The organism is Bradyrhizobium sp. (assembly GCF_049512235.1).
Lineage (GTDB): Bacteria > Pseudomonadota > Alphaproteobacteria > Rhizobiales > Xanthobacteraceae > Bradyrhizobium.
In genome coordinates this window covers 1-8762 of record NZ_JBEKXH010000277.1, presented here as the reverse complement: position 1 = coordinate 8762, position 8762 = coordinate 1, and the positions used below count along the sequence as shown (strand labels likewise).

Annotated in this window: 5 protein-coding genes and 1 pseudogene; 4 read left to right on the top strand and 2 right to left on the bottom strand. The window is 62.0% G+C overall.

What is annotated here, in order from left to right; translation table 11 throughout:
• The 3 genes from ABSG20_RS22785 to ABSG20_RS22775 form a co-directional block, all read left to right on the top strand.
• Positions 1–1423 (top strand): FAD-binding oxidoreductase (locus ABSG20_RS22785; RefSeq protein ID WP_423866772.1); only part of this gene is annotated, 1423 nt, incomplete at its 5' end.
• 23 nt (positions 1424–1446) lie between these two features.
• Positions 1447–4428: a LodA/GoxA family CTQ-dependent oxidase gene (locus ABSG20_RS22780; RefSeq protein WP_423866771.1), complete on the top strand. Its 2982-nt coding sequence runs from the start codon at positions 1447–1449 to the stop codon at positions 4426–4428.
• A gap of 6 nt (positions 4429–4434) precedes the next feature.
• Positions 4435–5505 (top strand): NAD(P)/FAD-dependent oxidoreductase, encoded by a 1071-nt coding sequence (locus ABSG20_RS22775; protein ID WP_423866770.1) that lies wholly within the window; start codon positions 4435–4437, stop codon positions 5503–5505.
• A gap of 151 nt (positions 5506–5656) precedes the next feature.
• Here the strand turns inward: ABSG20_RS22775 and ABSG20_RS22770 are convergent, their stop codons facing one another.
• Positions 5657–7312 (bottom strand): regulator, encoded by a 1656-nt coding sequence (locus ABSG20_RS22770; protein WP_423866769.1) that lies wholly within the window; start codon positions 7310–7312, stop codon positions 5657–5659.
• 19 nt (positions 7313–7331) lie between these two features.
• On the bottom strand, positions 7332–8063 hold the full coding sequence (locus ABSG20_RS22765; RefSeq protein ID WP_423866768.1) for a cysteine hydrolase family protein: 732 nt from the start codon (positions 8061–8063) through the stop codon (positions 7332–7334).
• A gap of 453 nt (positions 8064–8516) precedes the next feature.
• On the opposite strand from ABSG20_RS22765, the pseudogene amiF reads away from it, so the two are divergent.
• A pseudogene (amiF, locus tag ABSG20_RS22760) lies at positions 8517–8762 on the top strand (formamidase); the annotation flags it as partial.

Here is an 8762-nt window from a genome sequence, read left to right as displayed (position 1 = left end):
CTCCGCCGCGCCCGCCCCTGCTGAGCCCGATACCCGACTCCTGGAATTGAAGCCGCCGGCGCTGCCGCCTTTGCCAAACCTGCCGGCGAGCGACGCCCTGTTGCTCCAGCCCTCCGATCCGCACTACGCCGATTATCTTCCCGCCTCCAACAAGCGCGCGCAGCTGAGCCCTGCCCTGCGCGCGGTTTGCAAAACCGAAAATGCCGTAGCGGCGATGGTCGATTGGGTCCGAACCCATGACCTCAGCTTTGCGGTGCGATGTGGCGGGCACTGCTACGAAGGCTTCTCGCAGTCGAATAATGTCGTGATCGATGTCAGAGGCTTGAACGGCATCAAACTCGACGCGACGTCCGGTCTTGTGACCGTGGGGGCCGGTGTTTCGCTGTACCAGATCTATCAAGCATTGAGCGCGGGTGGTTTTGCCTTGGCTGCGGGGAGCTGTCCAACCGTGGGCATCTCCGGCCATGTCATGGGCGGCGGTCATGGACTGCTGGCCAGGTCACATGGCCTGACCTGCGACAGCCTTGCCCAATTGACGATGGTCGACAGCGAAGCCCGAGTCCTGCGGGCATCCGCGACATCCAATGCCGATCTTTATTGGGCCTGCAGGGGCGGTGGCGGCGGCAGCTTCGGCATTGCCACGCAATTCACCATGCGCGTGTTCCCGTTGGCGAATGTCAGGGTTTTCGGCGTGTCCTGGAAACTGTCCGAGCCGCACGCGGCCCGCATTTTTGCGGCGTGGCAGGCCTGGGCGCCGGCGGCTGCCGACACCATCACGTCGATCATGAAAGTTGGTCCGGCAGGACAGGGCATGATTGCCTTGCGCTGCATCGGCCAGTCGGTCGGCACCGAGTCGGAACTGCGCAATGAACTGCGAACCATCATCGGTCTGGAAGCGCCTTCATCGCCTCTGGCGGTGCGCTCGCTGGGCTTTTTGGACGCCGTGAAGCATTTTGCGGGCTCGTTGGACTACGAGCAGGTCTACATGAAGGCCAAGTCCGACTATGTCCTCACGCCGCTTGGTGCCGATGCCATAAAGACGCTGCTCAGCGCCGTCGCAGCCGTCCCGCTCGGCGGGATCGCCGTGCTGTGCGACTCCTATGGCGGCCGCATATCGGATCTCGCGGCGGGCGATACCGCCTTTGCCCGGCGCAATGGCACGCAATATTGCATTCAATACTACTCGAGTTGGACCCGCCCAGCCGATAGCCCCGCCCATCTGAAACAGCTCGCCGGCGTATTTGCCGCGATGCGTCCTTATATGAGCGGTGCCTCCTACGTGAATTATTGCGACCTCGATTTGCCGAACTGGCCAAATGCCTATTGGGGCGCAAATCTCGGCCGGCTCAGTGTGGTGAAGCAGGCCTATGATCCCGCCAACGTGTTTCATCATGCGCAGAGCGTGCCCATCGCGGCCGCCTGACGAGACCAAAGAGGGAGGCAAACATGAAGCATTTCGAGGCACAGGACAGGGCTGGCACCCCGGCGATCGACTGCGCCGCCGATCCCATTCAATCGCTCGTGGAGATGTTTGTCGGCATGGTTCAAAGCGGTCGTATTGCGAGGGGTCAGTGTCCGGCCTTGCGACCGGTCTTTCTGAAGGCCCACGGGGTGGCCCATGGGGTTTTTCGAGTTCTGCCTGATTTGCCCGATGACTTGAAGGTCGGATTGTTCGCCGGCGTCGAGTACCCGGCATGGGTGCGCTTTTCATCCGATACGCTGCCGACACTCAACGACTTCAAGACGACCATCGGAACCGGCATCAAGCTTTTTGGCGTGCCGGGCGCAAAACTCTTTGGCGAGCCCCAGGACAGGACACTCGATATCATCTTGCAGAATTTCGACGTGTTCTTCGTCGACACCGCCGGCGACATGTGCGCCTTCACCAAGGCGGGTGTTGTCGATGGTGACTACGGGCCCTATCTCGCCTCACATCCAGATACTGCGCGATTGCTCGACGAAATGTCCAAGCCGGTCGCAAGCACGCTGGCGACAGCCTATTGGAGCTGCCTTCCGTTCGCCTTCGGCACCAACCGTTTCGTCAAATATAAACTCGAACCCGTCATCGCTGTGCCTGCCATCACCGATCCGCCAGCCGATCCCACCTACCTTGCGGCCGATCTGCAAAGCCGCCTCAAGAGCGCCGAGGCGCGTTTCCGGTTTTGCGTCCAATTTCGCACCGATCCCGAACGGATGCCGCTCGACAAGGCGACGGTTCGTTGGGAGGAGTCCCTCAGCCCCCCCATTCACGTCGCCGATCTGATCCTGCCGCAGCAGGACATCGAGGCGCGAGGCCAGGCGGCGTACGGTGAAAATCTTTCCTGGAATATCTGGCGGGTTACCGAGGAACATAAGCCGGCGGGCTCCATCGCCGAGGCGCGCCGGGCGGTTTACGCCGCCTCCGCCGAACAGCGTCGCAATGTGAACGGCGTCCCAACCGGTGAGCCCTCTTCCCCGAAGCCGGCACTGAACCCGGCGCCGTGCGTGGATGCCAGGATCGTAAGAGCCGCCATCCATCCGGCCATCGGCATCGCGCGTATCGGCGATAGCCCCAATGAATTCTTCATCGGACCGGAGGTCACCGATGCGCTTCCCGAGAAGCCCGAATTCTATCGCGATGCATCGGGCGCTTTGAAGCGACAGGCGGCCCGCTTCCATATCTATGGCTATAATGAAGAAGGCCGCGTCGTCGGCGAGCTGACGCCGGACAATGCAAACATCGAGTGGAGCGTGCATCTCGCAAATAAAAAGGCGCAATGGTATCAATTTCAGGCGGCACTGGATATTCCGGAAGCCGTCAACCTCACCGTAACGCGCCGAAATCCCAGGGTTGCCGATCGCAAGATACTTGCGATTGACCCCGGCCCGCGCCACATCGCGGGAAAATCGGCCGCCGGGGGGCCCGAGCATGCCTTCGACACCGGTACTTTCAAGGGCACCGTCACGGTGCCGCTCGGCGAAATCCGCACTGACGCGACCGGACGATTGCTTGTGCTCGGCGGCACCGGCAAATCCGCCTCGCCTTCGGGCGCGCCGGTGTTCAATCCGGCCGACGACAAATCCTTCAACAATGCCGACGATTGGTATGACGACACGTCGGATGGACCTGTGACAGCGACCGTGTCGATCAACGGCGTTTCAATTCCAGTCGAGGCGGCCTGGGTCGTGGTCGCACCGCCGAATTACGCGCCCGACATCGTCAGCTGGCGGACGCTCTATGATCTCTTGGTTGATCTCTATGTTCAAAATGGCTGGATGGCGCTGCCCGAAAAGATTTCGTTCGCCAATGACATTCTCCCAATGTTGCGCCGGCTATCAAACCTTCAATGGGTCAACAAAGGCTTTGCCGCCGTCTACGGCAAGGGCTGCCCCATGGATTTCGACAATGAGGTCTTTATCGGGAAGCTCGCGCAGAAGCCGGCTTCCGTTGGCAACATCGACCCCTACGCAGAACTGAGGCAGGCCATCGCCAACAGCTTTCGTCCGCCACAGCCGATCGTAAGTGAGCCGGTTGTATGGCCGCACGTCTGGCCCTGGATCTATGGCGACGCTTTCGGCTCCTTCCCCGCCAACGGGCCTGGCAACATGCTGACGCTGACGGCCCTGCAAACCGCACTGCTCAGGCGATGGGTCGACGGCGACTTCGAGCAAGATTGGCCGCCGAGTGTAGCGCCGCCAACCTCGTTCGAGCAGGTGGATCTTTCCGCCCAGCCTGCCATGCTCGACAAGGCGGCTTTACATTATTGCCTGGCCGATACGTTCCACCCCGGCTGCGAAATGACCTGGCCGATGCGCCACGCCAGCATGTACAGCAAACCATTTCGCATCCGTCACAGGCCGGTGAGCCAACCGGAGCCGGATCACGGCCCGAGCTTGAATCAGCAGATCGTCATGCAGATCGATGGTCCGCTTCATTCACAAGGTGCCGGCGGCATCACGCGCTGGATGGCCTTGCCATGGCAAGGCGATACCGCATTTTGCCGATCCGGCTATGATCCGCAATACGATCCCTATTTGCCGACATTCTGGGCCGCTCGCGTGCCCAATCAGGTTCTGACCGAGGAGGACTATCAGACCGTCATCGATACGACGCTTCCGCGTGCAACAAGGGTCGCAGCGTTCAATCAACGCGCTCCCTGGTTACGAGCTGTCGACGGGCCGGTCATAGCTGACGTCATGATGCGCATGATTGCGGAATTCGGTGCCTTGGGCATCGTCGAAGCGCGCCCGGGCGTGCCTAATGATCCCGATTTTCCCGAGCGGATGTTTGTTGAAACCCTTGGTGCGAGTCACTTGAAAGTCGAGTCCGTCAGGATCAGCCGGCTTTTTGCCGCTCCACCGCGACCACTCAACCGCATCGAACGGGCCGGCTGGTCCAGCGAAGAACAGTTCAGGGAGTTTCGCAGAATCCGCGTCCGCGTGGAGTAGCCCGCGATGTGGGACGCAATCATCGCCGGTGCCGGTCCAGCGGGCGCGGTGGCCGCCTTTGTGCTCGCCCGAAACGGACATCGCGTACTGCTCGCCGATGATGTCAGCTCGTCAGCCGGCAAAATCGGCGAGACGCTTCCCGGCGCGGCTGTACACCTGCTGCGCGCGCTTGATCTGCCGGTACCCGAAGCTGGAGGACCTCACTATCCCATAGGCGGCAACCTCTCGTCCTGGAGTTCCGATATCCTGATCGCTACAGATTCCCTCAGCGATCCCGCCGGTCCCGGTTGGCGTCTCGACCGCCCGCGCTTCGATGCCGATCTGAGGTCGGCGGCGCTCAAAGCCGGCGCCACGCGCCGCAGCGCCCGCGTGTGTGATCTTCAGCGCCAATCCCTGTCCTGGACGGTTCGGTTCGATGACGGCAGCGTGGAACCTGCACGATGGATCGTCGATGCAAGCGGGCGCCGCAGCGCGCTGACGCGCCGGCTCGGAATCAGACGCCTGAAGGACTTGCGCGTGGTTGCGCTCTACGCAATCGGCCGGATCGATTGCCGCCTGCAACTTAACCGCACCATCGTTGAGGCGGTAGCGAACGGATGGTGGTATGCCGCCCGGCTTCCATCCGGGGAACCTATCGCAGGTCTCCATACCTGTCGTAAGGAAGCGGGAAGGCTTGCCGGCAATTTGCAGGCTTGGCAGCAGGCCTTCCAGAGTACACGGCATATGGCCGATCTCCTGCCACACGCCGATTTCGACCATGATATCCAGGCCATGGACGCCTGCAGCGCGCGTCTTGCACAGTTCAGCGGCGAGCAATGGATCGCATGTGGCGACGCCGCGATGTCCTTCGATCCCATCTCGGGTCAAGGCATTTTCTTCGCGCTGCACAGCGGCAAAGAAGCCGGCCTGACGCTCGCCGCTGCTCTCAAGCGCCGCGATGCGGGCCTTGGCTCATATGCAGATCGAATGGAAGACGCGTGGCAGACTTATTGCGCGCGCCGCGCCAGGGTCTATCGAATGGAACGACGCTGGGCGACCGAGCCATTCTGGTCCATGGTCAGGGAGGGCGCCGCATGACTCCACGCGATGACCGCGCCCCACGCGGGATAGTTCTCAGGCGAACTTCAGTTTCAAGACTTCGGCGCGCGCGACTGTCGCGCGCGCACCGATAGGTTTGGTTGATTTTCGCATCCGCCGGATCATGGCGGCAAGCTCACAACCGTCCCCCCTATTCGGCCGGCGCAGCCAGCGGCATCGATATCGAGTGCGTGCTGGCGCCGTAGCGGCCGAGCGCGAAGAACCCGGCCGCGACCACCGCATAGGCCAATGCGACGCTTGGCGTCACGCCCATGCCGCCGCCGACACCGACGGACTCGCCATGCATGAAGCCGAAATAGGTCAGCACCGCGCCGGAGAAGGCGAAGGCCGAAGCCTTGACGAATTCGCGCTCGATCACGAACACGCCGATCGCGCCAAGCACAAGGCCGGCGAGGATCGAGCCACCGCCCATCACTTCCAGCCCGTGATAGAGCACGCCCTGCTGCGGCAGCGACGCGATCGCCGCGGCCTTGACCTCGCCCACCTTGTCGGCGGCCAGGCCGCCCACGCTCTGGGCCGCATTGACGGTCGCCCCGAGCATGGTGTCGATCTGCAGCTTGGCCCACGCGGCGAGGTGCGGCGTCAGCGCGAGCACGATCGCCGGCGCATGCTTGATCGGCGTGGTCTGGAACGCCTGCGCGCCGATCAGCATGCCGATGTAAAGCAGGATCGGCGAGATCGCCACCACCGGCACCAGCGCCAGCAGTACCGAGATGATACCGAACCACGCCAGCACGATCACCATGATCCCGGTCGCGGCCGAATAGCCGATCCGGCCGCCCATCGCCTTCCATCCGGGATGGCCGATATAAACCGCGTTGATGAACGGATTTCCCATCAGGCAGCCGATCAGGCTGACGACGCCGTCGGCGGTCAGGACGCGCGTGGTCGGGTATTCGTCGCCGGCGGCCTCCGCGCTTTCGACGTTGTCCATGGCTTCGACCAGATCGTAGATGCCGAACGGGATCGCCGTCACCAGAATGACGCCGAGGAATTCGAAGCCCGAAAACACCTGGCCGACCGCGGGCAGCGGCACCGAGAAGCCGAAGCTCGCGAACGCGTCGCCGACGCCCTTGACGCTCAACCCGCCGAGCCCGAGACCGAACAGGTTCGAGCCCCAGGCGATGACCATGCCGACGGCGATGGCGACCAGCCCGGCCGGGATTCCCTTGGGATATTTCACGCCGCCGAACCAGCTCACCAGGATGATGGCGAAGCAGACCAGGCCGATCTGCGGCGTCATGTACATTTCGAGCGCCGGGCGCATCGATATGAAGGTCACGGAAACGCCGGCGAGCGTACCGAGCAGCGCCGCGCGCGGCGTGATTCTGCGAATGTAAGGCGCGATGAAACCGCCGATCATCAAGATAAAACTTTGGAAGAACACCCAGACCAGGCCGGCGGACCAGCCCTTCATCGGATCGCCGGTCCTGATCGTGACCGGCAGCATGATGACAAAGGTGACGATGAACATGTGCGGCACGCTGACGCCCGAAGGCAGCGCGCAGACGTCGCTGCGGCCGGTCTTTTGCGCCAGCCGATAGGCTAGCCAGGCATAGTAGAAGGTCGAGAGGCACAACATCAGGCCCAGCGCCGGCAGGATGCGGCCGAACACCAGGGAGTCCGGCATCTTCAGCACGAAGCGCAACAGGCCGGTCAGCACCAGCATATTGACCAGAATGTTGGTGCCGAAACCAAAGAAGGCGTTCCAGTCGCCCGGGGTCCACAGCACCGGCTTGAAATCGGACTTTCCGGCAGTCCCCGTCGTGCTCGCGCTCGCGCTCATCGTGATCCTCCCTTTGAGCTTACGTGGTTGAAGTCTCCGGCGTCATTGCTGGTGTCATCGCCTTGAGAACCGCAGCCGAGTCGCTGACCCAGCCGAAAATGCCGCCCTGGGCCTTGATCATCTTCAGGCCCATCTCGTGGAATTCCGGGAAATAGGATGCGCAGCCATCGGACAGTACGACGCAGCGATAGCCGCGGTCATTGGCCTCGCGCACCGTGGTGTTGACGCAGACTTCGGTGGTCACGCCGCACACCAGCAAATTCTCGATGCCGTATTTCTGCAGCACGTCGCTGAGTTCGGTCGCGTAGAACGCGCCTTTGCCGGGCTTGTCGATGACGATTTCGCTGTCGAGCGGATAAAGCGCGGGAATGATGTCGTGGCCGGCCTCGCCGCGGATCAGGATCCGTCCCATCGGGCCGGGATCACCGATCCGCAGGCTTGGCGCGCCGCGCTCGATCTTGGCCGGCGGCGCGTCGGACAGATCGGGCAGATGGCCCTCGCGGGTGTGCACGACCAGCATGCCAAGATCGCGCGCCGCGCCGAGCACGGCCGCGATCGGCTTCACCGCGCGATCGAGCTGCGAGACATCATTGCCTAGCGTTTCACCGAAGCCGCCGGGTTCCATGAAATCGCGCTGCATGTCGATGATGACCAGCGCCGTGGTCGACCAGTCCAAATCGATCGGCTCTGGTTCCGCGACGACCGTGCCGGTGGAAGTCTTAGCGGTGGGATTATGACTTGAGTTCGCCATGACAGTTCGCGCCCCGGGCGAGAGACCTCTATGAAATAACGAAGCAAGGGGCGTGCCATTGTGTACAATGCCCGCAGGCAACAGCGTATTTTGGAATCTCTCGTGTTTTCAAATTGTTGACCGACGGGCTGAAGGTTGCTTATTCTCTATGCGCAGCTTTTGCGACGTGCATTTGCTTATTCGTTGAGCGCTTGTTCCCCCGTGACCGCCGTTGCAGCGGTCGCGCCATGGGCCACGAACGGCCATTGCCGCCTTACCCGGCCAACCGGCTTTACTGTCGCTGGCTGCAGCGATGGTTCAACGGATTTGGCCAGCGAAAGGCTTTCAAATCAGACCGTCGAAAAATAATCTTTTGCAATCGCGGAAAATCGGGTTTGTTTGCAGGTATCCCCGGATCAGGCGGACCTCGGCGCATTGTTGATCGAAGCAGATCGATATGAACGGACGTGTAATATGAGCGGACTTGGCGGCCTCAACAAATCTCCCGAAGGCGTCGTCATTGGGCTCGTCCAGTTGCAATTGCCTGTTGTGGTGACCAGGGCCGATCTGGCGCGCCAGACCGAGCGCATCGTCAGCATGGTCGGCAAGGCGCGCCGCAATCTCTCCACCATGGATCTCGTGGTATTTCCCGAATATTCCCTGCACGGCCTGTCGATGGATACCAATCCGGAGATCATGTGCAGCCTCGACGGCCCGGAA

What these genes read in the sequence shown, in the direction of transcription:
- ABSG20_RS22765 (WP_423866768.1), bottom strand. Translation starts at nt 8,063, where the DNA reads ATGGCGAACTCAAGTCATAATCCCACCGCTAAGACTTCCACCGGCACG.
- ABSG20_RS22775 (WP_423866770.1), top strand. Translation starts at nt 4,435, where the DNA reads ATGTGGGACGCAATCATCGCCGGTGCCGGTCCAGCGGGCGCGGTGGCC.
- ABSG20_RS22780 (WP_423866771.1), top strand. Translation starts at nt 1,447, where the DNA reads ATGAAGCATTTCGAGGCACAGGACAGGGCTGGCACCCCGGCGATCGAC.
- ABSG20_RS22770 (WP_423866769.1), bottom strand. Translation starts at nt 7,312, where the DNA reads ATGAGCGCGAGCGCGAGCACGACGGGGACTGCCGGAAAGTCCGATTTC.